Annotated in this window: 21 protein-coding genes and 2 pseudogenes; 19 read left to right on the top strand and 4 right to left on the bottom strand. The window is 47.9% G+C overall.

The features are described 5' to 3' along the window. Positions 1-16: 16 nt before the first annotated feature. Positions 17-859, top strand: coding sequence for a PD-(D/E)XK nuclease family transposase (locus ACRTGH_RS01870; protein WP_368847321.1), 843 nt, complete (start codon positions 17-19; stop codon positions 857-859). Between the two features lie 167 nt (positions 860-1,026). On the opposite strand, the gene ACRTGH_RS01865 is transcribed toward ACRTGH_RS01870, so the two are convergent. Beyond that, positions 1,027-1,299, bottom strand: coding sequence for a type II toxin-antitoxin system RelB/DinJ family antitoxin (locus ACRTGH_RS01865; protein ID WP_368847167.1), 273 nt, complete (start codon positions 1,297-1,299; stop codon positions 1,027-1,029). A 350-nt stretch (positions 1,300-1,649) separates the two neighbouring features. On the opposite strand from ACRTGH_RS01865, the gene ACRTGH_RS01860 reads away from it, so the two are divergent. From ACRTGH_RS01860 to ACRTGH_RS01840, 5 genes and pseudogenes are all read left to right on the top strand, one after another. Further along, positions 1,650-2,219: a P27 family phage terminase small subunit gene (locus ACRTGH_RS01860; RefSeq protein WP_368847168.1), complete on the top strand. Its 570-nt coding sequence runs from the start codon at positions 1,650-1,652 to the stop codon at positions 2,217-2,219. Next, positions 2,216-4,156: a DNA polymerase gene (locus ACRTGH_RS01855; protein ID WP_368847169.1), complete on the top strand. Its 1,941-nt coding sequence runs from the start codon at positions 2,216-2,218 to the stop codon at positions 4,154-4,156. Before ACRTGH_RS01860 ends, ACRTGH_RS01855 begins: the two co-directional genes overlap by 4 nt. A gap of 50 nt (positions 4,157-4,206) precedes the next feature. Beyond that, a complete protein-coding gene (locus ACRTGH_RS01850) occupies positions 4,207-4,602 on the top strand; it encodes an RNA polymerase subunit sigma-70 (RefSeq protein WP_368847170.1) in 396 nt (131 codons plus the stop codon). Continuing rightward, on the top strand, positions 4,595-4,765 hold the full coding sequence (locus ACRTGH_RS01845; protein WP_368847171.1) for an SHOCT domain-containing protein: 171 nt from the start codon (positions 4,595-4,597) through the stop codon (positions 4,763-4,765). The genes ACRTGH_RS01850 and ACRTGH_RS01845 overlap by 8 nt, the downstream gene beginning before the upstream one ends. A gap of 49 nt (positions 4,766-4,814) precedes the next feature. Further along, positions 4,815-6,223: pseudogene (locus ACRTGH_RS01840) on the top strand (recombinase family protein). Between the two features lie 264 nt (positions 6,224-6,487). On the opposite strand, the gene ACRTGH_RS01835 reads toward ACRTGH_RS01840, so the two are convergent. Further along, positions 6,488-7,054: an NYN domain-containing protein gene (locus ACRTGH_RS01835; protein ID WP_368847172.1), complete on the bottom strand. Its 567-nt coding sequence runs from the start codon at positions 7,052-7,054 to the stop codon at positions 6,488-6,490. 456 nt (positions 7,055-7,510) lie between these two features. Here ACRTGH_RS01835 and ACRTGH_RS01830 point away from each other — a divergent pair. The 3 genes and pseudogenes from ACRTGH_RS01830 to ACRTGH_RS01820 form a co-directional block, all read left to right on the top strand. After that, a pseudogene (locus tag ACRTGH_RS01830) lies at positions 7,511-7,654 on the top strand (magnesium chelatase domain-containing protein); the annotation flags it as partial. 165 nt (positions 7,655-7,819) lie between these two features. After that, positions 7,820-8,899, top strand: coding sequence for a YifB family Mg chelatase-like AAA ATPase (locus tag ACRTGH_RS01825; RefSeq protein WP_368847173.1), 1,080 nt, complete (start codon positions 7,820-7,822; stop codon positions 8,897-8,899). A gap of 56 nt (positions 8,900-8,955) precedes the next feature. Next, on the top strand, positions 8,956-10,050 hold the full coding sequence (locus ACRTGH_RS01820) for an AbiH family protein (RefSeq protein WP_368847174.1): 1,095 nt from the start codon (positions 8,956-8,958) through the stop codon (positions 10,048-10,050). Between the two features lie 68 nt (positions 10,051-10,118). On the opposite strand, the gene ACRTGH_RS01815 is transcribed toward ACRTGH_RS01820, so the two are convergent. Continuing rightward, positions 10,119-11,459, bottom strand: coding sequence for an RNA-binding domain-containing protein (locus tag ACRTGH_RS01815; RefSeq protein ID WP_368847175.1), 1,341 nt, complete (start codon positions 11,457-11,459; stop codon positions 10,119-10,121). A 321-nt stretch (positions 11,460-11,780) separates the two neighbouring features. On the opposite strand from ACRTGH_RS01815, the gene ACRTGH_RS01810 reads away from it, so the two are divergent. The 10 genes from ACRTGH_RS01810 to ACRTGH_RS01765 all read left to right on the top strand — a co-directional run bounded on the left by ACRTGH_RS01810 (position 11,781) and on the right by ACRTGH_RS01765 (position 19,914). Continuing rightward, on the top strand, positions 11,781-12,149 hold the full coding sequence (locus ACRTGH_RS01810) for a hypothetical protein (protein ID WP_368847176.1): 369 nt from the start codon (positions 11,781-11,783) through the stop codon (positions 12,147-12,149). A 2-nt stretch (positions 12,150-12,151) separates the two neighbouring features. Then, a complete protein-coding gene (locus tag ACRTGH_RS01805) occupies positions 12,152-12,760 on the top strand; it encodes a hypothetical protein (protein ID WP_368847177.1) in 609 nt (202 codons plus the stop codon). Positions 12,761-12,891: 131 nt separating this feature from the next. Next, on the top strand, positions 12,892-13,077 hold the full coding sequence (locus ACRTGH_RS01800; RefSeq protein ID WP_438474538.1) for an SHOCT domain-containing protein: 186 nt from the start codon (positions 12,892-12,894) through the stop codon (positions 13,075-13,077). A 34-nt stretch (positions 13,078-13,111) separates the two neighbouring features. Beyond that, a complete protein-coding gene (locus ACRTGH_RS01795; protein ID WP_368847178.1) occupies positions 13,112-14,611 on the top strand; it encodes a recombinase family protein in 1,500 nt (499 codons plus the stop codon). Further along, the gene (locus tag ACRTGH_RS01790) at positions 14,596-16,026 is read left to right on the top strand and encodes a recombinase family protein (protein WP_368847179.1); all 1,431 of its coding nucleotides are present in this window, start codon (positions 14,596-14,598) and stop codon (positions 16,024-16,026) included. The genes ACRTGH_RS01795 and ACRTGH_RS01790 overlap by 16 nt, the downstream gene beginning before the upstream one ends. 101 nt (positions 16,027-16,127) lie before the next feature. Then, positions 16,128-17,324, top strand: a complete 1,197-nt coding sequence (locus ACRTGH_RS01785) for an HNH endonuclease (protein WP_368847180.1) — start codon at positions 16,128-16,130, stop codon at positions 17,322-17,324. Positions 17,325-17,605: 281 nt separating this feature from the next. Continuing rightward, entirely contained in the window at positions 17,606-17,767 is a 162-nt protein-coding gene (locus tag ACRTGH_RS01780) for a magnesium chelatase domain-containing protein (protein ID WP_438474535.1), read from the top strand. Between the two features lie 130 nt (positions 17,768-17,897). Then, positions 17,898-19,232 (top strand): YifB family Mg chelatase-like AAA ATPase, encoded by a 1,335-nt coding sequence (locus ACRTGH_RS01775; RefSeq protein ID WP_368847181.1) that lies wholly within the window; start codon positions 17,898-17,900, stop codon positions 19,230-19,232. A gap of 17 nt (positions 19,233-19,249) precedes the next feature. Continuing rightward, positions 19,250-19,636, top strand: coding sequence for an RpnC/YadD family protein (locus ACRTGH_RS01770; protein WP_368847182.1), 387 nt, complete (start codon positions 19,250-19,252; stop codon positions 19,634-19,636). 80 nt (positions 19,637-19,716) lie between these two features. Continuing rightward, a complete protein-coding gene (locus ACRTGH_RS01765) occupies positions 19,717-19,914 on the top strand; it encodes a hypothetical protein (protein ID WP_368847183.1) in 198 nt (65 codons plus the stop codon). Positions 19,915-20,012: 98 nt separating this feature from the next. Here the strand turns inward: ACRTGH_RS01765 and ACRTGH_RS01760 are convergent, their stop codons facing one another. Then, the gene (locus ACRTGH_RS01760; RefSeq protein ID WP_368847184.1) at positions 20,013-20,837 is read right to left on the bottom strand and encodes a flagellin; all 825 of its coding nucleotides are present in this window, start codon (positions 20,835-20,837) and stop codon (positions 20,013-20,015) included. Positions 20,838-21,068 lie beyond the last annotated feature (231 nt).

Raw genomic sequence — 21,068 nt, 5'->3', positions numbered from 1 at the left:
TATGGGAGCGGACGTTATGAAAGAGAACGGGAAAGAGGAACGAAGAAAGAAATTTTTGACCGTATTGGAAAATCTCTGTTTATTGGATGATATCTTTATGACGGTTGTCTTTCAGGATAGTCTTGCGTGTGTTGATTTAGTTTTGCAAATTATCTTGAATAATCCTCGTCTTAAGGCAGAAAAGGTTGTCACGCAGGATACGATGAAGAATTTACAGGGGAGGGGGGTTCGGTTGGATATTCATGCTTTTGCCGACGGACAAGAGTTCGACGTGGAAATCCAACGTGCGGAAAAAGGCGCCTCGGCACGGCGTGCGAGATATAACAGCAGCCTTATGGACGCCAATGCCTTGCCTGCCGGTGATTCCTATGAGGATCTGCCGGAGTCGTATGTCATCTTCATTACAGAAACGGATGTCCTTGGCGACGGAAAACCGCTCTATGAGATTGAGCGGACAATAAAAGGAAGCAATAGGGCTTTTGGGGATGGCACGCATATTCTTTATGTCAACAGCTCGATCATAGAGGAAGATACGCCGCTGGGGAAGCTGATGCATGATTTCCGCTGCAGTGATCCGGAGGCTATGTACTATGACATATTGGCGGAGCGAACAAGATATTTTAAGCAGGAGGAGAAAGGAGTTGCGAGTATGGGTATGACCATGGAAGCTCTTACGAGTGAGGCAAAGGCAATCGGCAGAGAAGAAGGCAGAGAAGAAGGCAGGGAAGAAGGCAGGGAAAGCGAACGCCTCTTTTCCATACGCAATCTCATGAAGAATCTGGAATGGACGGCTGAGAAGGCGATGGATGCATTGGCCATCCCGAAGTCGGAGCAGGGACGGTACAAGGCACTGCTTTGATTTTTGCAGTAGTTCTGAAATTCATCATGCGGACAAATAAAAGGCTCCCGCCGATCAAAGCGGGAGCCTTTTTGCCTTGGAAGATGTAGAAAAAATTTTGAAAAAGCCGCGTTTTTTTGCACGCTTGTAACTTTTCTTATAGGCGCTGGTGAATTTGATGCGATAAGTCATTCTTCCAAGGCCCTCTTTAGCTCATCCATATTGTCGTAGCTGGGGACGTTCGGGTCGCGGGATATTTTTCTTGCTTCTCCCATAGCGGCCAAAGTGCTTTGCTTATAATGGGGCATTTCGACAGAAAAAGGGATGCCTCCACGAAGAACGCACTGATGCAGAAACATGTTAACGGCACCGGACATATCCAAGCCCAACCCGGAAAACAAAACCCCGGCCTGTTCCTTTATATCTCGGTCAATTCTTATTTGAGTAGGGACAGTTGACATGGTGATCACACTCCTTTCTTTTAGAAATAGTATAGCTTGTTTGGTTTACGATGTAAAGCAAAATTCTTGCTCATGACTGGGAAGGGGCGGTAAAATCTCCAAAAGCGCGCCATTGCTGGACTGGCGATGGGTCACGCGCAAAAAAAGAACGGTTCAAACGGGGTATTAAAGGAAGCGCTGATAAAATGAGGTCGCCCAGATTTGCACAGATGCGCTGTTCCTATCTAGGAGACAAACCGCAGGCGTAGCGGTGCTACGTCGAGGATTTGTCGACGACGAGAGGGCGGTGCAGATGTGTGAAGATGGGTGGCTAAATTTATCAGTGATTCCTAAAGAAACGAGGTGAAACGATGGCGAAGGACGGCACGCATCGCGGAGGCAGACGCATCCGTGCGGGAGACAAGCCCGACGCATTGGCAGACAAGATCGCAGGCGGCAGGGCGGTGAACATCATGGAGTTCCCCATGACGGAATTGGACGGCGCAGACCTTGCAGATGCCGCAGAGCTTTTCGGTGCAGATATGTCGAATCCGAGTGAGTACCTTTCGGCACGCCAACGTAACGGCAAGCCGCTCGGTGCAGATGAGATTTTCCGCGAAACGTGGCTGTGGCTCAAGGAGCGCGGCTGTGAGCGTCTGGTGAATCCACGACTCCTCGAAAGTTACGCGCAGGCCTTCGCCCGTTTCATCCAATGCGAGGAAGCTGTGAGCCAATATGGGCTCATCGGCAAGCATCCGACGGCAGGCGGTGCGATTGCAAGCCCCTTCGTTCAGATGGGGCAGGCATTCCAGAAACAGTCCAACTTGCTCTGGTACGAGATTTTCGACATCGTGAAGCAGAACTGCACGACGACGTTCAGCGGCTCGCCGCAGGAAGACCGAATGGAGCAGTTGCTCCGATCGAGGAAAAATGTGAGGTGAAAAATTTGGACAAAACCACAAGCGAAATGAAGCTCGTCCCCATAGATAAGCTCGTGCCTTATGCTAATAACGCACGGACGCATTCGCAGGAGCAGATCAACAAGCTGCGCGGCAGTCTGCGCGAGTTCGGCTTCATCAATCCCGTTATTATTGACAAGGACTACGGCATCCTTGCAGGTCACGGGTGCGTCGCCGCTGCCAAGGCGGAGGGCATGGAGAGCGTGCCTTGCGTCTTTGCCGAGCATCTGACGGAAGCGCAGAAGAAAGCGTACATCCTCGCGGACAACCGCTTCGCGCTCGATGCGGGTTGGGATGAGGAAATGAGCTGGCGATGCACAATGGTCTGGTCTGCCTATATGGGTTTGCCGCTCTCGCTTGCCGCCGTCGGCAGTGTGTTGGGTTTGGAAGAACAGAAAATGACCGAGGGCAAGACGCTCATTCGCCATTTTTCCGTGCGGCCGTTTCATGAACCTGTGGGCGACAAGTGGGAACTGTTCAAATTCTACAATCGCCGTGACGTGGAAGTGGAAATGGCAATCCAACAGCGACTATCCAAATACCCTGTGCCGCAGTCAATATGGGATGAATATGTGCTCGACCAGAAAATCAATGACCGTGGGATACGGCTCGACATGTCTCTAGTGGAGAACGCCGTCAAGATGGATGAGATGGCCAAGGCGCAGCTGACAGATCGGCTGAAAGCTCTGACCGGGCTTGAAAATCCGAACAGCGTGGCGCAGATGAAGGCATGGCTCAAAGAGCGTGGCGCAGAGATGGATTCGCTCGACAAAAAGTCTGTGGTTTCGCTTATGGAGACGGTTTCCGAGCCGCTGAAGGAAGTCTTGAGCCTTCGGAGACAGCTGGCGAAATCCTCCGTGAAGAAATATCAGGCGATGAGAAATGCCGCCTGTGCGGACAGTCGCGCACGGGGCATGTTCCAGTTCTACGGCGCGAATCGTACAGGAAGATTTGCAGGACGCATCGTCCAGTTGCAAAACCTGCCGCAGAATCACCTCACAGACTTGGAGTATGCCCGTGCCCTCGTGCAGCAAGGCAATTATCCGGCATTGGAAATGCTCTACGACTCTGTTCCCGATGTTTTGTCGCAGCTGATCCGTACTGCCTTTATCCCCAAGGCGGGCAGGAAATTCATCGTCGTGGACTTCTCTGCCATTGAAGCAAGGGTGCTGTCATGGCTTGCGAAGGAACGATGGCGCATGGACGTATTTGCAAATGATGGTGATATCTACTGTGCCACGGCGGGCAGAATGTTCCATTGTAATGTGGTGAAGCGCGGTGAGAACGGGCATCTACGGCAGAAGGGGAAGCAGGCAGAATTGGCCTCCGGTTATGGCGGCTCCGTCGGTGCGCTCAAGGCATTCGGCGCATTGGAATCCGGCATGAAGGAAGATGAGCTGAAGCCTCTCGTGGATGCTTGGCGTGCGGCAAATCCGCACATCGTGGATTTCTGGTGGGCGGTCGATCGCGCCGCAAAAGACTGCATCAAGGAGCGAAACACAAAGGTCACACATGGTATCCGATTCATCTGCCAAAGCGGCATGATGTTCATCGAACTTCCGAGCGGCAGACGGCTTGCCTATGCAAAGCCGCGCATCGGCGAGAACAAGTTCGGCGGCGAATCCATCACTTACATGGGATTGAACACGGCAAAGAAGTGGGTACGGATAGAATCGTACGGACCGAAGCTCGTGGAAAATATCACACAGGCCATCAGCCGTGACATCCTTTGCTATGCCATGCAGACGTTGAAGCACATGGATATTGTCGCTCACATCCACGATGAACTCGTCATCGAATGCGACGAATGCGCCTCGCTCTCTGCTGTGTGCGAGCAGATGGCGACAACCCCGCCTTGGGCGAAAGGACTGCTGCTTCGCGCCGACGGTTTTGAGTGTTCGTTCTATCAGAAAGAATAAAACGTCCTTTTTCGCCTCCTGCCAAGGCTACCTTGCAGGAGGTGTTTTCTATGACGGAAGAACAAAAACAACGAATTCATGCGCTCCGCAGAGGTGGACTGGGTTACAAGAAAATAGCCTTGGCGGTTGGCATATCCGTAAACACGGTGAAGTCCTTTTGTCGCAACAACGAGTTGACAGGCAATTTCTCATCTGCCGTGTGCCTTGCTTGCGGCAAGCCTCTGGTGCAGATGCCGAGGAGAAAACAGCGGAAGTTCTGCTTGGCAGAATGTCGGGAGAAGTGGTGGAACCAGAATCGTGCCAAAGGCAATAAGCCTACGGGCGAAACCATCCGCTACATCCATTGTGGCAAAGCATTTTCTGCTTACGAGCGCGAGCAGCGGAAATATTGCTCACACGGCTGTTATGTGGCAGAGCGTTTTCAAGGCGGTAATGCAAATGCGTAAAGAGCAGTATCGTGCGGACATGCTCTACCAAGTATCGCTCTCCGTGGCAAAGACCATGCGGGAGCAGGGTCTCATCACGGCAGATGAATATGACGAAATGGATGCCATGCTCCTTGAAAAATACCAGCCGTATCTTGGGCGGCTTATCTCGGAAAATGCTTGATAAATCTACCTCACAGAGCAATATATAGGATGGAAAGGAGGTGGGTAGAGTGGCGGATGCAAGAAAAATAGAACCCGTCGTTACGGCTCTAAAGCTGAGGAAACGCGTGGCGGCGTATGCCCGCATCTCGATGGAATCGGACAGGCTGAACCACTCGCTTTCGGCGCAGGTCAACTACTTCAGTGAACGTATCCAAAAGAATCCCGAATGGATCTATGCCGGGGTGTACGCCGACAGCGGCATCTCCGGCGGCGACATCCGGCGCAGGGCAGAATTTCAGCGTCTGCTCGATGACTGCGATGCCGGGAAAATCGAACTCCTTATTACGATAATGTCTAGCCTAGCGCAGGAGGAGAGCCGCAGTATTTCGGAAAATACCACATGGGGCAAGCGGAAGCAGTTCGCCGAGGGCAAGACCAGTGTGGGCTACAGTGCCTTTCTCGGCTATGACAAGGACTTCAAAATCAACGAGGAACAGGCAAAAGTGGTGAAGCTCATCTACAAACTCTTCCTTGGCGGGCGATCCTTCTATGCGATTACCAAGGAACTGGAGAAGCGGTGCATCAAATCCCCGTCGGGAAAGGACAAGTGGTACATTTCCACGGTGCGCTCCATCCTCACCAACGAGAAGTATCGTGGCGATGCGCTGATCCAGAAAGAGTATATGGCAGACTTCCTCGATAAGACGCGACGAAAGAATACGGGCGAGATTCCGCAGTATTATGTGGAGGAGCACCACGAGGCAATTATCCCGCCGGATTTGTTTGACTTTGTACAGACAGAAATCAAGGCACGAGAAAACGCCGGCAAGCACAGCGGCGTGAGTATCTTTGCGAACAAAATCAAATGCGGATGCTGTGGAGGTTGGTACGGGGCGAAGGTTGGCATTCCACGGACAAGTACCGCAGAGTCATCTACCGCTGCAACAAGAAATATGCCCACAAGGGCAAGCCGTGCAGCACAAGGCATCTGACGGAGGAGGAAATCAAACAGATTTTCGTCAAAGCACTGAACTCCTTGGTGGAAGTCAAAGAAAACGTGATTGCGGAACTCCGAGCCCTGATTGACGGCGTTTGGCAAACGGGGGAGCTGACGGAGGAACGGGATAAAGCAGAGCAGGAAATCAGCGTTTTGGTAGAACGCCTTGAAACACTGATTCGTGAGAATGCACGGGTGGCGCAGGATCAGACAGCGTATCTAAAACAGGAAAACGAGATTCGCGCACGCTATCTGGAAAAGCAGGGACATTTGGAGCAGTTGGACGAGCAAATTGCAGAGAAGGAGCGCAAGAGAAATACCTTGGAGGGCATGATCCAAGTGGTATGCGGTATCAACGGGGAGCAGTTTGAGTTTGATGAGGAGCTATGGGGCGGGCTGCTTGATCACATTGTGGTCAAGGGAGATGGGCAGGTGATTGTTGTTTTCAAGGGTGGGATTGAAATTGGTGTTGGAGGATAACTTATTTTTATGGTATGTTTATTTTTGTGAGAAAATTTTGATTTATGAATAGGACAGATTTCAGAGCGAATTTAGTATGGGCTCAATAGTGTATTTTACAAAAATCCCCAAAAAGTTAGCTTTCTTCTGTCTAACTTTTTGGGGATTGTCACCATGGTTTTTTGATTATGTGCAGAAACGGGGGAAGAAGTACAAACTACAGAGAAGTTGCAACGTGAAAGTAGATTAATATATCGTAGTATCTGCACTCATTTCCTATATATTTTATTTTAATGGTGAGGCGTGTCTAAGACCTTTTAAAAAGGTAATAGAGTAATAGTAATTTTCAAGAGGAACAAATATACCGTTACTTTTTGCGAATTCTTTGAGTTTTCGATTGCATGTTTTTTCCCATGCATATACTTCAATTTTCCATCCGAGTTTATTATGTATTCGTTCTAAATCAGATAAAAAACCCTTGCCTAAGGCAGAACCAGCTCCATCTCCTGTTAACAAAGCCATTGTATCTGGAATATTATTATCCAGTGCAACGCGAAACATATTAGTTTGAAGTGACATATCGACACTATCTTGTTCTTTTCCATCGGCAGTTTTATCCAATAGTGTCATATCAATTCCTAGGTTTTGTAGGCATCCCCACAGTTCGTCGGATGGAGGTGGGACACTCCCTGCTGCGTATGCACCATCAACAATACGACCATTTCGAACCAGTTCAAATAAATTTTTAAAATAAGTTCGATATAGTTCTCGCGGTTTATCAGGTTCAAAAAGTGGTCGGATAGTTTCTAAACCAGAATAATGGATATTTGAATTGTCCCAGAATATATACATGAATATCGCCCCTTTTTATAAAAAAATACATTACTTTTATAAATAATTCAAGACATGAAATTTGGATCTTTGATATTGTCAAGAACAGTTGACAATATCAAAAAGAGCAGTTCGATCATGGAGGTGCTGCACTCCATTCGAGAATCGTTCGGCGCATTGTTCGAAGTACTTTTTGAGACGATTACGACGGATAAGTGGACAGAGTTTTCACGGCTTCCCGAACTCGAAGAAGCTTGTGGTCTGAGCATATACTATGCGCACCCTATTGTCCGAGTGACAAAGAGATGCTCGGGAACTGATCTGGCCCCCAAAAGTTAGATATAAGAAAACTAACTTTTGGGGTCACTACACATATTCTTGCAATCTACCCTCTTTTTTGTTGCAAAGAATCATTAGCCATCGTTGCCTATCCTGTGTTATAATTTTCTTATATTTGAAACGTGGGAGGGAAGATCGTTGTTTGCAAAGACTTATGGTGCGACGACCCTCGGGATAGATGGACGGATTATCGACGTTGAGGTGGATGTGTCGCCCGGGCTGCCGGGCTTTGAGCTGGTGGGGCTTCCCGATACGTCGGTGAAGGAGTCGAAGGAGCGGGTGACAGTCCATCTCGCTTAATCATATTGCGCGGTCGAAGTGCAGAATACAGAAGTGGGATTTTGGTATTCGCCGCAATTTTCCATCAGCAAGCAGGATTAAATCTCATAAATGGAGAAAAATAACAAACAAAAGAAACGCCATTCCAATCAAAAGAGGTGCAGCTTTGTGTTTGCTAAATCGTATGGTGCGGTGACGTTCGGGGTCGATGGGAAGATCATCGACGTCGAGGTCGATGTTTCTTATGGATTTCCTGCTTTTGACATCGTCGGGCTTCTTGATACGGCGGTGAAGGAGTCGCGCGAGCGCGTGCGCACGGCGATCAAAAATACGGGCGTGAAGCTCAAGCCTGCGCGAGTGACGATCAATCTTGCGCCTGCGGACATACGGAAGGACAGCTCAGGACTTGATCTGCCGATTGCTGTCGGGCTTTTGGCGGCGTACGGGCTGATTCCGGCAGAGCGCATCGAGCACGCCTTGTTTGCAGCGGAGCTTTCTTTGGAGGGGGAGCTTAGGAGTGTGCGCGGTGTGCTCTCCATGACGGTCGGGGCGAAGGAGCATGGCTTCAAGGAAATCTTCGTTGCGCCGGGCAACGGCAGTGAGGCATTGCTCGTCGACGGCATCCGCGTGTATGCGCCGAAAAACTTGCGTGATCTGTACGATTTTCTCTTGGGCAAGGCGGAATTGCTTCCGTTGGAGGTGAATCCCAGTGCACCAAGCGATATGGAAGTGCCTTCGGATGACTTTGCCGATGTGCAGGGGCAGTTCTTCGCCAAGCGTGCGTTGGAGATTGCGGCGGCAGGCGGGCACAATGTTCTGATGGTCGGTGTGCCCGGCTCGGGCAAGACGATGCTCGCGCGACGCCTGCCGTCGATTCTGCTGCCGATGACGCGGCAGGAGGCGCTTGAGGTGACGAAGATCTACAGCATCGCGGGGCTATTGAAGGACGGCAGCGGCCTCGTCGAGACGCGTCCCTTTCGCAGTCCGCATCATACGACGTCGACGGTGGCGATGATCGGCGGCGGCAGCATCCCGCGTCCGGGCGAGGTGACGCTCTCACATCATGGTGTGCTGTTTCTCGACGAGCTGCCGGAGTTTGGCAAGTCGACGCTGGAAGTTCTGTGCCAGCCGTTGGAGGACGGCGCTGTGACGGTGGCACGTGTCAATGCGACGCTGACATTTCCCGCTCGTATCATTTTGGTCGTGGCAATGAACGAAGTAACGTCGATAACGATACAATGTAATTAAATGAGAGAAACGCCGTTATGTGGTGTTGTTGAAGTTTTTGAGGAGACATACCGTATATGTTCAAAAAATATGACACTGATATATTTAAAAAAATGAATAACCAACACAATATATTTGTTTTGGTTGGTAATGGTTTTGATATATCGGTTTTGAAAAAATTCAAACAAGGGAAAATGAATGGAAAGACGACAAGTTATGCAGATTTTTATGACTACATAACTTACTTTAATTTGTCCAATGATAAGAATGTGTTATATAAAAAAATGAAAGAAGATAGAAACTGTGGAAAAGAAAATTGGAGTGACTTCGAAAATACTATTTGTTACTTGCTAGATGAATGTGTTTCTATTAATGAATTAGAGAAGTGTATAGATGAATTCCAGGGACATTTTACAAGATTTCTTAATGAGTTAGTTGATGCGGACACTTTGTTGAACTTGAGCAGATTTGTAAGCAAGAATTCTTTATCGAGACAATCTATGGCTAGGTTTTTGAATGATTTAGATAAACTTAAATTTACAAATAACACAGATCACTATAATTTATTCTATTATGTATTTGCCAATTTTAACTATACTTCATTATTGGACAACTACTTGTATTTAGATAAAACCCAATTTGACCCTCATTGCCATAAAACGGTTGATACACATTTTTCTTTTGACATAAATATCGAAAGATGTGGCTCCAATACCAGGTGGTCATCGTATCTTGTTTATGAGATTATACATCCCCATGGAACACAAGATATACCTAGATCAATTCTTTTTGGGATTGATCTTCCTGAATATGATAGGGCGAAATCAGAGGAAAAAAGATTGGTCAAATCATATTGGAGTCAATATGATACAAAATACAAATCATATATAGAAGAAGCCGAGCTGTTTATAATATATGGAATGTCATTAGGAAGGACAGATGCTTGGTGGATGGATGGGATATTCCAAGCAATTTTAGATAGAGATGTAGAGCTTATAATTTATAAGTATGGAAATGAAAATAAAGATTCTATAATAAAAATGTTTATGGATTGTTGCATAAGGCATATTGATTGTAGTGAAAAAGACAAGAAAAAGGTTATGGATAATATACATGTGGTCACATTTTATAATAATGATACGTATTTTCTTGGATTTAAAGTTAAGGAATAAGGCGCGTTGGGGGGAAAAACTGTAGGGTCGAGCGCATGGGAGTTTCTTATGCCTCGACCCTACAATATTTAATCGTTGATTTTCCAGTGTCCGAATCGTTTACTGCCAATGCGCTCTACGCGACCGATTTCACGAAGCTGTTTTACTTCACGTTCAATTGTCCTTTTTGCTACGTTTAGTTTTTCTGCCATTTCAGCCATTGTTATTTTGGGATTATCTATGAGCAACTCCAGAATCCTACCCGCTATACCGACATCCAAACCGACATTATGTCGGTTTGGGGATTTAGAATGAGCAACAAGTGCACTCTTGAGTGCTTTAAAATGAACTCGAAGACCATTTCCTCGTAATTCATAAAATGGAAGGTTTGCCCCCAGTTCCTTACAGGCTTCACAGATTTTTTCGATACCGCGTCCCCAATGTTCAATGTATCCGGCACGATAGAATACGTTTGCAATATCTGGATTATACGGTACGGAGTCATGAGGCTCCATCAATGTCTCTATCGTCCATCCATCTGGAAGAATGCACTGATTGCTTATGATAAACGCCTCATCCTCAATGCGAATCTGAACGGGAGTCCCAAACATATAACAGGTGTGGGCAATCGCGTTATATACTGCCTCACGGATGGCATCTCTTGCATAAGGGTATGTTTCCACCCGGCGATCATGTATATATGACACGTTAGCTTTTAGATACTTCAGATAAATCAGGTCGATTACTTGATCTGCATTCTTTATCAACGAATTTTCAAGATCGTCATGATATTGCAGATCCGCTCCATCTCCGAACTTAGCAATTTTTATATAACTACCATTTTGTACGACGCTGGGATCGTGGTAAAAGAGTAACACGGCTGATCTTTTGAGCTTGCCGTTGGACATCAGATGCAACTTGCTTAAAAGCTCTGCGTTAGAAAGATCAAGATCCTCCTGAACCATTCGTTTGCTTCTTAGGGCCTCTCTACGGAAGATTTTGAAGCTCTCCTCGTCGAGATCATCTACTGTAATGTCCTCGACCGTTACATCCTCCCAACGCACTCCCGTCTTTCGCATAATAAACTGCGATAGCGCAATTCCGGTTAGTTGTTGTTTCGTGGCTCCGCTGCGATAATGGAATTCTCCATGATAGCTGATAGGGAAGGTGCTAGGCTCTATTTTGATTTCGAGATACTCCACACCATCTTTGGTATGTTTGTTGACATCCGCAACGATTCCAAGACCGGATTGGATTTTATTCGGAATATCCTCCATCAGTCTTTGGATATTCTTTACACCGACAATCTTTCCGGAGTTATTCACCCCGATGTACATCGTGCCGCCCTGTGCATTGGCAAACCCACAGAGCCATTTCAGATACTCGTCCCGCCAAGACTCTTTATATTCTACATTTTGACTCTCGGACATATGTCATTTCCTCCACAGTATATTTTTTCTCTCTGATCTCGTGTAGCTTGCTAATGATAAGGGGGATCGCGTCAGATGTAAGGGGCATAAAGACGCTGTTTATGGAGACATCAATCTAGTATCTCCCTTTTACTCTATATAATACAATATATTATACCATAGAATCCTTGCCCTATTAAGAAAGTAGCTATGTCCAAGGTGAAGGGGTAAACTAAAACTGGACACAGAGGGGGTATAAATCAGACACCGTTTGTAGTATTCTGTACACAGGATAACAAGCGGTGGACAATTTAGCTCTCTGATGCGACAGGAGGTTGCCACATGAAGTACACGAAAGCGCAAAGGTTGGACATAGGCTGTCGGATTTACGACGGCGAATTCACAAGGTATGAAGCAGTAGAAGAATATGAGATCAGCGACGAAACGGCGCGGAATTACATGCGGCAGTATCGAAATGCCAACCGACTCCCTCCGAAAAGAGGAACGCAGAGCAACTGCGGTCTTGCCAAGATGAAATTCAAGCCGACGCCCGCGGGACTGGAAGACCTCCAATCCATGACGAAAGAAGAGCTGATCGACGCCCTTGTGATGGCTAGGATTACGGAAGCGCGCTTAAAAAAAGGCTATCTGGTGGAAGGAGTTGGAGCGGAAAAGAAGTTCATTCCTATCGGCAAGAAGAGTACCAAGTAATCGTGGAGCTTTCCGGGGAGTTCCCTATCCAGCTGCTCTGCGAAAAGATCGGCATTCCACGCAGCAGTTTCTACAATTGGAAGAAGAGCGTTGAAAGTCCATCGGAACAGAAGAAACGGCTTGCACAGAGCATCGAGTTATTTCAGCAATACCATAGCCGTTTTCCTTCTCACGGTTATCGTTGGTTGAATGCCAAGATCAGGCTGGACAAGGGAATCGTCTTTTCCGATCCCTATGCACATAAATGCTGCAAGATTGCTGGAATCAAGAGCGTTTCCAAGCATTACAAGTACAAGAAGCCAGGGGATTCGTTCAAGATGTACCCGAATCTGTTGCTCGCAGGAATCAATGTCTCTGGTCCGATGGAATGCGTGGTGAGTGACATGACTGCCTTTTATGTGAAGGGCACCTATTATGAGCTTACGTTGTATATGGATTTATGGAATGATGAGCTGATTGCACATTCGCTTTCGTCCAAGTGTGGCGATCGTATGACCTATCTCAATGGTTTGCAGGATGTCATCGATTTCAAGAAGCAATATCCGAATCAGGAGCTTGTCCTTCATAGTGATCGAGGTGGACTGCTCCCTGTTAAGTGGACAAGAAAATAATCCCCTGTCGTAGAATTACGCTGATTTAAGGGGCTGCCGCACATGATTTATGTGCGACAGCCCCTTATTTTTTGGTGCAGCGGTGACCACGACGGCCATCTCCATCTTATATGAAGGGAACGTGAAATCGTATGAGCAAGGAAGCTGGGAAACACGAAATCATCTATCAGATATCCATGCGCACGGCTGGAAAAATGTTTCAGAAGAATCTTTTGACGAGAGATGAGTGCTTGCAGTTTGAGGCAAAAATGCGTGAGAAATACCGCCCTGTCATCGGTATCTTATTTTCCGATATAGACTTGCTATTGTGCGGATAGTACGGGAATATGAGCATGGAAAGGAGCGGATGAGATGAAAATACGAAGAATTGAACGAAGCGTTCCTGTCATGCGCCCGAAAATGCGTGTAGCCGCATATGCCCGCGTTTCTGTGGATACGCTTCACCACTCTCTTGCGGCGCAGGTCAGTTACTACAGCACCCTCATCCAGAAGAATCCTGAATGGGAGTACGCAGGTGTGTACGCAGATGAAGGAATCACAGGCACAAGTACCGCGCATCGGACGGAGTTCAAGCGGCTGATCGCGGACTGCAACACCGGGAAGATTGATTTGGTGCTCGTCAAAAGCATCAGCCGCTTTGCCCGTGACACTGTAGATTGCCTTCATACCGTCCGACGCTTGAAAGAGAAGGGGATCGCCGTCCGTTTCGAGCGCGAGAACATTGATTCCACGTCGGAGGATGGGGAACTCCTCTTGACGCTGCTCGCATCCTTTGCGCAGGAAGAGAGCAGAAGCATTGGCGACAACATCCGATGGGGCATACGGAGACGATTCGCAGAAGGAATTCCGAACGGACATAAAGCACCTTACGGTTACACTTGGGAGGGCGAGATGTTCCGCATTATCCCTGCCGAGGGTGAGGTCGTAAAGGAGATTTTCTGTAGATACCTTGCCGGGGAATCTGCCTATGCCATCGCAAAGAGTCTCGCAGGGCACGGAATCACAGGACGGCAGGGGAGATCCATCGAGCAGACCACGGTAAAGGATATTCTCTCCAACATCTCCTACACGGGCACGATGGCACTGCAGAAGAACTACATCAGTGAGGGGCACAGTCGAAAACGGAATAAAGGCGAGTTACCTACCTATTTGGTGGATGGGATGTTCGAGCCGCTCATAAGCAGAGATGACTTCGATAAGGCGCAGAAGATACGGAAATGGAGAGCCGAACGGTCTGCGAATCGGAATCCTGTTCTTCGTCCGTTTTCCGGAATGGTGAAATGCGGATGCTGCGGAGGTGGTTTCAGCAGAAGAACCGCCGGGAAGTACAGACGGTGGGGATGCAACACGCGTGAGAAAAAAGGGGGCGCAGCTTGCGACAGTCGTCCAATCAAGGAAGAGGAGCTTGTGGCTGCGGTCAGAACTGTCATGGAGAAGGATGATTTTGATACTGCAGAACTCAGACGCAAAGTCTCAAAAATCGTGATTCACGGCGATTGCGTAGAGTTTGAACTAACCAATGGTCGCATAAAAAAGACTGCCCGAATCTACAGCGGGCAGCGCGGCAGCAATCCCTTCACGAACAAAGTCTACTGTGACTCCTGCGGCAGCAAGTGTGAGCGTGATACTTGGACGAAGGGGACAAAAAAGGTGTGGTCTTGCAGTCAGCCGAGAACAAAGTGCCGATTGAAGCGCCTGCCCGAATCCGAACTAAAGCAAGCGGCAGAATCCTTGTTCGGTGATGGCTACGAGGGCAAGATTGTGCAGAATGTCGAGCGGATTGTCATATCCGATGATGAAGTTGTTTTCCATTTGAAAGAGGGAGGTGCCTACCGATGGCAAAGACAGTGAGAGTCATCCCTGCAAGCCCTAAAATCTTTCGGTCAGAAGTTATGGCAGAACCAAGGCGACGCAGAACGGCAGGGTATGCCAGAGTTTCGACCGATCATGAAGAACAGGCTTCCAGTTACGAAATGCAGATGGCGCATTACAAGAACTACATCGAGAGCCGTGCAGACTGGGATTTCGTCGGCATGTATTCGGACGAAGGGATTAGCGGCACCAACACCAAGAAGCGCGACGGTTTCAACCAGATGATCGAAGATGCCCTTGCAGGAAAGATTGAGCTCCTTATCACGATTATGTCCAGCCTAGCGCAGGAGGAGAGCCGCAGCATCTCGGAGAACACCACATGGGGCAAACGCAAGCAGTTCGCCGAGGGTAAGACCAGTGTGGGCTACAGTGCCTTTCTCGGCTATGACAAGGACTTCAAAATCAACGAGGAGCAGACGAAAGTGGTGAAGCTCATCTACAAACTATTCGTTGGAGGTCGATCCTTCTATGCCATCACCAAGGAATTGGAGAAGCGCGGTATCAAATCCCCGTCGGGAAAGGACAAGTGGTACATTTCTACGGTACGTTCCATTCTTACCAACGAGAAGTACCGTGGCGATGCACTGATCCAGAAAGAGTATACGGCAGACTTCCTCGATAAGACGCGGCGGAAGAATACGGGTGAGATTCCGCAGTATTATGTGGAGGAGCACCACGAGCCAATTATCCCGCCGGACTTATTCGACTTTGTGCAGACAGAAATTAAGGCGCGGGAAAACGGCAGTAAGCACAGCGGTGTGAGTATCTTCGCGAACAAAATCAAATGCGGATGTTGCGACGGTTGGTACGGGGCGAAGGTGTGGCACTCGACGGACAAGTACCGCAGAGTCATCTACCGCTGCAACAAGAAATATGCCCACAAAGGAAAACCGTGCAGTACAAGGCATCTGACGGAAGAGGAAATCAAAGAGATTTTCGTCAAGGCTCTGGGCTCCTTGGTGGAAGTCAAAGAGAACGTGATTGCGGAACTCACGGAGCTGATTGACAGTGTTTGCCAGACAGAGGAGCTGATGGAGAAACACGGTAGAGTAGAGCAGGAGCTTGTTGTTTTGGCAGAACGGCTTGAAACGCTGATTCGTGAGAACGCACGGGTGGCACAGGATCAGACGGTATATCTGAAACAGGAAAATGAGATTCGCGCACGCTATCTGGACAAGCAGGGACATTTGGAGCAGTTGGACGAGCAAATTGCCGCGAGGGAGAGCAAGAGAAAAACCTTGGAGGCCATGATTCAAGTGGTATGTGGTATCAACGAGGAACAGATTGAGTTTGACGAAGAGCTATGGGGAGGTCTGCTTGATTACATTGTGGTCAAAGGGGATGGGCAGGTGGTCGTTGTTTTCAAGGGCGGGATTGAGATTGGTGTGAAGTAGTAGTTTGAAAATTTTGTGCAAAAATATTATTTCCATGCTATACTAAAGAAAAGATAAAATGTGTAGAGAGAGGGAGAGATGTTCTTTCGGGAGTGAAAACAATGAAAAAATGTATTATTTGTCGTAAAATGTTTGAAAAAATGTCAGATGAGCATGTAATTCCAGAAAGTATGGGTGGTTATTACCATATATATACTATTTGCAATGACTGTAATAAGCATTTGGGAGAAACTGTAGATTGTAATTTGATTTCACATAAAATTGTTGAATTATGTCGATTTCTGAATGGATTGAAAGGAAAAAAAGGATATTTACCAAACCCTTTTAGGGATATAGGAGAAATAAAAGACTCTGATGGGATGAAGGTACGTACGTTCTTTGATAAAGACGGAGCGTTGGATTTCCATTTAATCCCATATGGTCCTAAAAAGACGGACGAGAATAAATATACTCTCATTATAGATAAAAAAGATGATAAAAACCTAGAAAAAATTATAGAGCGATTTTCTCGTGATAATAAAGTACAAAAGAAAGATATAAAAATATCTCAAAAAACGCAAGAATATTCCCCTTATATTGAGTATAAGTGGAAAATTGATACAAAAAAATTTAAGCTGGGTATACTTAAAATTGCTTATGAATTTGCAACAGATGTATTGCCGGAATATGTCAATGACACAGATGCCAAAATGATATCGAAAATTCTTCAGTGCGGAAAAATTAATATCATCGAAGAATGCACTAGATTTATTGGATCTGGTTTGAATAGGGATTCTATACGATGTATGGACTTTCTTAATAATTTCAATGAAAAAAATCACTATTTAATGTTAATCAGTGTAGAAAATGTGGGGCTACAATGTTATGTAAATCTATTCAATTCGCTCTATATAGGTGTGTGGTTATCAAATACAACGTATGATATAAATGGTGATATTATAATCGGAATCAATGATACAGAAAATAGAAAATTTTATAAAACTACAATTGCTGATTATGTGAAAGATAGCTATTCAAGCCCTGAGATTAAATTATACACAAGAAAGATGGAAGAAATTTTGGATTATAGCAGATACTTTAATGGCGCTATCCCACTTTTCTATAAAAGTGGAAATAAAGCCGTATGCGATATTTCAAAGCTATCAGGTAAACATATTAAGGTTAGAGATTTAGGAAATATGAGGAATATCATAAAAACAAAAATTACCTTGAAAAAAGATTTATATTATATAAAGACAAATGGTGGGGATTTAGTTCTCTTAAAAGGTTATACGATTACTCAATTGGCGAATAACTGACATATAATTAGCGCAACAGATTGATGTAGCACTTTTATTCTGTTAAGAAATGATATTGGATACAGGATGTTGTTCTTAGAAGAGGGGGCATTTGTAGTGCAAAAAAGATTGAGTTTATAGCAGAGAATCGGTATCAGTGATTCCTAAAAATCTACACAAAAGAGATTCCACTCGCCCTACCCAGCGTTTGGAATCTCTTTTCTTTCACAAAGAATCATTAGCCATCTTCCCGTCTCTTGTGTTATAACTTTCTTATATTTGAAACGTAGGAGGGAAGACCGTTGCTTGCAAAGATCTATGGTGCGACGACCCTCGGGATTGACGGACGGATTATCGACGTTGAGGTGGATGTGTCGCCGGGGCTGCCGGGCTTTGAGCTGGTGGGGCTTCCCGATACGTCGCTGAAGGAGTCGAAGGAGCGGGGGACAGTCCATCTCGCTTAGCCATATTTGCAGAATCAGAAGTGGGATTTTGGTATTCGCCGCAATTTTCCATCAAAAGCAGGAATACATTTCATAAATGGAGAAAAATAGCAAATAAGAAAGACCATTCCAATAAAAGAGGTGTGGCAATGTGTTTGCTAAATCGTATGGTGCGGTGACTTTTGGGGTCGATGGGAGGATCATCGACGTCGAGGTCGATGTTTCTTATGGATTTCCTGCGTTCGACATCGTTGGGCTTCTCGATACGGCGGTGAAGGAGTCGCGTGAGCGCGTGCGCACGGCGATCAAGAATACGGGCGTGAAGCTTAAGCCTGCGCGGGTGACGATCAATCTTGCACCTGCGGACATACGAAAGGACAGTTCGGGGCTTGATTTGCCCATCGCCGTCGGGCTTTTGGCGGCGTATGGGCTGATTCCGACAGAGCGCATCGAGCACGCCTTGTTTGCAGCAGAGCTTTCTTTGGAGGGGGAGCTTCGGAGTGTGCGCGGCGTATTGTCCATGACGGTCGGGGCGAAAGAGCATGGTTTCAAGGAAATCTTCGTTGCGCCGGGCAACGGCAGTGAGGCATTGCTCGTCGATGGCATCCGCGTGTATGCGCCGAAAAGCTTGCGCGAGCTGTATGATTTTCTCTTGGGCAAGGCGGAGCTGCTGCCGTTGGAAGTGATGCCTGCTGCGTCGTGTGATACAGAAGTGTCTTCGGATGACTTTGCCGATGTGCAGGGGCAGTTCTTCGCCAAGCGTGCGCTTGAGATCGCGGCGGCAGGCGGGCATAACCTGTTGATGGTCGGCGTGCCGGGCTCGGGCAAGACGATGCTCGCGCGCCGTTTGCCGTCGATTCTGCCGCCGATGACGCGGCAGGAGGCGCTTGAGGTGACGAAGATTTACAGCATCGCGGGGCTTTTGAAGGACGGCAGCGGTCTTGTGGAGGCGCGCCCGTTTCGCAGTCCGCATCATACGACGTCGACGGTGGCGATGATCGGCGGCGGCAGCATCCCGCGTCCGGGCGAGGTGACGCTCTCGCATCACGGTGTGCTGTTTCTCGACGAGCTGCCGGAGTTTGGCAAGTCGACGCTCGAAGTCCTGCGCCAGCCGCTGGAAGACGGCGCTGTGACCGTCGCGCGTGTCAATGCCACGCTGACGTTTCCTTCTTGTATCATTTTGGTCGTGGCAATGAAAGCATGCCGCTGCTCATGTTTTGGTATGCGGCACGCCTGTATAAGAATCTTGTCCATAAGGATGTGCCTTATCGCCGGCGACGTATTGCCCTGCCGGCGCCGGAGTTCTATGTGCTCTACAACGGCCTCGATCCTGCGCCTGATGAATGGGAAATGCGTCTGTCGGACGCCTTCGGGGAGGAAGCAGGAAATCTCGAGCTTAGGGTCAAAGCATACAATATCAACGACGCGCCGGGACGGGGTTTGCTCGAGCGATGCCGCTCACTCAAGGGCTACAGCGTTTTTGTAGCGCAGGTAAGGAAGCTGATGGAGCAGGGGGAATGCCTGGAACAGGCGGTTATGTCCGCGATTCGTTACTGCATCGAGCAGGATTATCTGACAGATTATTTCAGAGAACGTGAACACGAGGAGGTTTTCGATATGGTGAGTTTCAAATGGGATCCCGAACGCGCCCATCGCGTGCAGCTGGAGGAAGAACGTGAAATTGCCATGGAGCAAGGCTTGGAGCGTGGCTTGGAACAAGGCTTGGAGCGTGGCTTGGAACAAGGCTTGGAGCGCGGTGCAGAGAATGCGAGACAGGAGTTTGTCTTATCGATGCTGAAGGAAAAGATGCCTACGGAAACCATAGCAAGACTGTCAAAGGTTCCCATGGAGAAGGTTCTTTCGCTTGGCAAGATGCATCGTTTGCTTTGAAATTAAAATCGATACAGAGAAAACCGATATTGGCGGAGCGAACAAGATATTTTAAGCAGGAGGAGAAAGGAATTGCGAGTATGGGCATGACCATGGAAGCTCTTACGAGCGAGGCGAAGGCAATCGGCAGAGAAGAAGGTAGAGAAGAAGGCAGGGAAAGCGAACGCCTCTTTTCCATACGCAATCTCATGAAGAATTTGGAATGGACGGCTGAGAAGGCGATGGATGCATTGGCCATCCCGAAGTCGGAGCAGGGACGGTACAAGGCACTGCTTTGATTTTTGCAGTAGTTCTGAAATTCATCATGCGGACAAATAAAAGGCTCCCGTCGATTAAAGCGGGAGCCTTTTGCTTGTCCGTATATTTCCGTGGACTCTTACCGCAGGAGTGCCAGTGCGGAATAGTGGGAGGCCATGGTGCCCATCTGGGCTTTTTGTGCGAAGAGAAAGAGGCGCTGCTGGAGTTCGTTCTGCTTGAATTCAGTGGCAGCTTTGGCCATGTCCGTGCCGTTGTTCGTCGCGGAGGCGGCCATGAGGTTTTCTTCCTGTGTGACGTAGTTGGCGGACTGATAGTTGAGACGCTGCTGTGCCGCTCCGATGGTCGTGGCCTGGTCGAGCGTCTTGTTGAGCGCTGTTGTGACTTTGTCAAGAGCATCGGCAATGCCTGCGTCCGTGCCGAGGTTCAGCGTGGATTTGCCGCTTGCATCGGTCAGACCGAGCGCCGTCGAACGCATGTCGCTGAGGTTCGTGATGTTGTCGGAGCCGTCGAGCGAGGCGACGTTGACGGACTTGGAGCCGTCGAGGAGGTTCATGCCGTTGTACTGGATGCCGGCGTTGTCGTTCAGGGTAGCGATGGCCGCATCCACCATCTTGCCGAGGTCGCGGCGGTCGGAGTCGCTGTTGGTACCGTTTGCGGCATTGAGCAGCATCTGCTGGAGGTTGCCGAGCACTTCGACGGAGGAGCTGACGCCGCCTTCTGCCGTCCGGAGCATGGCGTTCGTCTGCTGCGTGTTGGCATTGGACTGGCTGATGGCTCCGATGTTGGAATTCATGCGGATATCAATCGAATAGGCGGAAGGATCGAATACGGCAGAAGGATTTTTCGTGCCGGTCGAAAGCTGACGCGAGAGATGGTTCGATACATGGTTGATGCGGTTCATTGTCGAATACGAGATGGGGTTGTTTCCAATAGAAATGCCCATAAAATGCACATCCTTTCGATCAGGCAGATGCCATAGAAGTATGGCCGATGTTTTCATCTTTATGTCCTTATTATAGCAAAAGAAAATAAAAGAATCAAGGACTTTTTATCCATGAATGGCGGTGGTTTTAGCTGTAAAATCCTGCCGTTTTCTTGTGCAGGAGGCAGGGGAGGGGATGAAACTTTTTCAGCGCGGGACTGGACGAAGTATGGTATACTATACGGAAGGATG

Origin of the sequence: Selenomonas oralis, assembly GCF_051603425.1 — a bacterium.
Classification (GTDB): Bacteria; Bacillota; Negativicutes; order Selenomonadales; family Selenomonadaceae; genus Selenomonas; species Selenomonas sputigena_A.
The sequence above is the reverse complement of the archived record's forward strand: the minus strand, read 5'-3'. Positions and strand labels throughout refer to the sequence as shown.

Coding starts and splice junctions, on each gene's coding strand:
- ACRTGH_RS01790 (WP_368847179.1), top strand. CDS start 14,596: ATGGCAAAGACAGTGAGAGTCATCCCTGCAAGCCCTAAAATCTTTCGG.
- ACRTGH_RS01815 (WP_368847175.1), bottom strand. CDS start 11,459: ATGTCCGAGAGTCAAAATGTAGAATATAAAGAGTCTTGGCGGGACGAG.
- ACRTGH_RS01800 (WP_438474538.1), top strand. CDS start 12,892: ATGAGCAAGGAAGCTGGGAAACACGAAATCATCTATCAGATATCCATG.
- ACRTGH_RS01820 (WP_368847174.1), top strand. CDS start 8,956: ATGTTCAAAAAATATGACACTGATATATTTAAAAAAATGAATAACCAA.
- ACRTGH_RS01850 (WP_368847170.1), top strand. CDS start 4,207: ATGACGGAAGAACAAAAACAACGAATTCATGCGCTCCGCAGAGGTGGA.
- ACRTGH_RS01795 (WP_368847178.1), top strand. CDS start 13,112: ATGAAAATACGAAGAATTGAACGAAGCGTTCCTGTCATGCGCCCGAAA.
- ACRTGH_RS01765 (WP_368847183.1), top strand. CDS start 19,717: ATGGGCATGACCATGGAAGCTCTTACGAGCGAGGCGAAGGCAATCGGC.
- ACRTGH_RS01845 (WP_368847171.1), top strand. CDS start 4,595: ATGCGTAAAGAGCAGTATCGTGCGGACATGCTCTACCAAGTATCGCTC.
- ACRTGH_RS01810 (WP_368847176.1), top strand. CDS start 11,781: ATGAAGTACACGAAAGCGCAAAGGTTGGACATAGGCTGTCGGATTTAC.
- ACRTGH_RS01760 (WP_368847184.1), bottom strand. CDS start 20,837: ATGGGCATTTCTATTGGAAACAACCCCATCTCGTATTCGACAATGAAC.
- ACRTGH_RS01785 (WP_368847180.1), top strand. CDS start 16,128: ATGAAAAAATGTATTATTTGTCGTAAAATGTTTGAAAAAATGTCAGAT.
- ACRTGH_RS01870 (WP_368847321.1), top strand. CDS start 17: ATGAAAGAGAACGGGAAAGAGGAACGAAGAAAGAAATTTTTGACCGTA.
- ACRTGH_RS01865 (WP_368847167.1), bottom strand. CDS start 1,299: ATGTCAACTGTCCCTACTCAAATAAGAATTGACCGAGATATAAAGGAA.
- ACRTGH_RS01770 (WP_368847182.1), top strand. CDS start 19,250: ATGGAGCAGGGGGAATGCCTGGAACAGGCGGTTATGTCCGCGATTCGT.
- ACRTGH_RS01860 (WP_368847168.1), top strand. CDS start 1,650: ATGGCGAAGGACGGCACGCATCGCGGAGGCAGACGCATCCGTGCGGGA.
- ACRTGH_RS01835 (WP_368847172.1), bottom strand. CDS start 7,054: ATGTATATATTCTGGGACAATTCAAATATCCATTATTCTGGTTTAGAA.